Origin of the sequence: Streptomyces inhibens (assembly GCF_003389455.1) — a bacterium.
GTDB lineage: Bacteria > Actinomycetota > Actinomycetes > Streptomycetales > Streptomycetaceae > Streptomyces > Streptomyces inhibens.
In genome coordinates, this window is record NZ_QUAC01000293.1 from 1 (window position 1) to 1,654 (window position 1,654).

The following is a 1,654-nucleotide window of genomic DNA, read 5'->3' on the forward strand; positions in this document are numbered from 1 at the left end:
GCGCGGGCACCGGCCGGACCGCCGCCGTCGCCGCGGCGCTCGCCCGCGGCCGCCCCGTCGCCGAGGTCGCCCGCGCCGTCGCGCTGAGCGAACGCCAGCTGCACCGGCTCAGCCTGGACGCGTTCGGCTACGGCCCCAAGACCCTGGCCCGGGTGCTCCGGCTCGTCCGGGCGCTCGATCTGGCCCGTTCCGGTATGCCGTACGCACAGGTCGCCCTGCGCGCCGGATACGCGGATCAGGCGCATCTCGCCCGCGAGGTGAAGTCGCTGGCGGGGGCTCCTATGGGGGTGCTGCTCGGCCCGGGTTAGCGTGTCCGTCATGGACTACCAGGCCGTTCTCGAGGAGGTAGCGGCCTACGCCAGGCCGTTCGTGCGACAGGGACAGGTCGCCGACTACATACCGGCGCTGGAGCGGGTGTCCGCGGACCGTTTCGGGATCGCGGTGGCCGACATCCACGGCGCGGTGTACGGGGTCGGCGACTGGGAGGTGCCGTTCTCCGTCCAGTCCATCTCCAAGACCTTCTCGCTGGCGCTGGTGATGGCCCAGAGCCCCGGCAATCAGGGCGACGGCGACATCTGGAAGCGGGTGGGCCGCGAGCCGTCCGGTACGCCGTTCAACTCGCTGGTCCAGCTGGAGGCGGAGAACGGCATTCCGCGCAACCCGTTCATCAACGCGGGCGCGCTGGTGGTCACCGACCGGCTGCAGACCCTCACCGGCGACGCCAGCACCTCGATGCTGCACTTCCTGCGCGAGGAGAGCGGCAACCCGGACCTCGCCTTCGACCAGGCGGTGGCCGACTCCGAGGCCGAGCACGGCGACCGCAATGCCGCGCTGGCGCACTTCATGGCGTCCTTCGGCAATCTGGAGAACCCCGTTCCCAGCGTCATCGAGCACTACTTCTGGCAGTGCTCGATCGAGATGAGCTGCCGCGATCTGGCCGTCGCGGGCGGCTTCCTGGCCCGCCACGGGCTGCGCGCCGACGGCAGCCGGCTGCTGGAGGCCCGCGAGGCCAAGCGGATCAACGCGGTGATGCTGACCTGCGGGACGTACGACGCGGCCGGGGAGTTCGCCTACCGCGTCGGGCTGCCCGCGAAGAGCGGCGTCGGCGGCGGCATCATCGCCGTCATCCCCGGCCGCTGCACGCTGTGCGTATGGAGCCCCGGGCTCGACGCCCGCGGCAACTCCGTCGCGGGCGCCGCGGCCCTGGACCACTTCACGACGCTGACGGGATGGTCGGTGTTCTGAGCCCCTGGCCGGCCGGGACGAGCTGGCGTTGTGGCCCCTGACCGGCAGGCGCATCGTATGGGTAGGAGGTGCACCGCCATGGAGCACGAGATTCGCGCTGAGTACGAGGAAGGTGTCCTGCCGCACGAGGACACGCCGGTCAAGCTCTGGCACATGACGCGGGTGGGCACCACCACGGCGATGTGCGGGCGGGAGCTGGCCCCGGCCGCCGCCACCCAGTCGGCCGACGCCTGGGGCAAAGCCAGCGCCAAGCCGTTCTGCCGCCAATGTGGCGTGATGTACCTGGGTGAGCATCCCCCGAGCTAGGGAGACGCGCCCTGGGGCCTGCCCCTAGATGAGTGAGTCCGATGTCTGTGCTGGCCGCGACCATGGTGAAGGGCGCCCGTTGGCTCGTGTGTGACTACCAGCC

Annotated in this window: 3 protein-coding genes; all 3 read left to right on the forward strand. The window is 71.3% G+C overall.

Annotated elements, in window-relative coordinates; translation table 11 throughout:
- On the forward strand, positions 1–308 hold a 308-nt coding region (locus tag DY245_RS33000), incomplete at its 5' end, for a helix-turn-helix transcriptional regulator (RefSeq protein WP_147318390.1).
- 10 nt (positions 309–318) lie between these two features.
- A complete protein-coding gene (locus DY245_RS33005) occupies positions 319–1,245 on the forward strand; it encodes a glutaminase (RefSeq protein WP_128510837.1) in 927 nt (308 codons plus the stop codon).
- 78 nt (positions 1,246–1,323) lie between these two features.
- Complete coding sequence (locus tag DY245_RS33010; protein ID WP_128510838.1) at positions 1,324–1,551, forward strand: hypothetical protein; 228 nt, start codon at positions 1,324–1,326, stop codon at positions 1,549–1,551.
- Positions 1,552–1,654 lie beyond the last annotated feature (103 nt).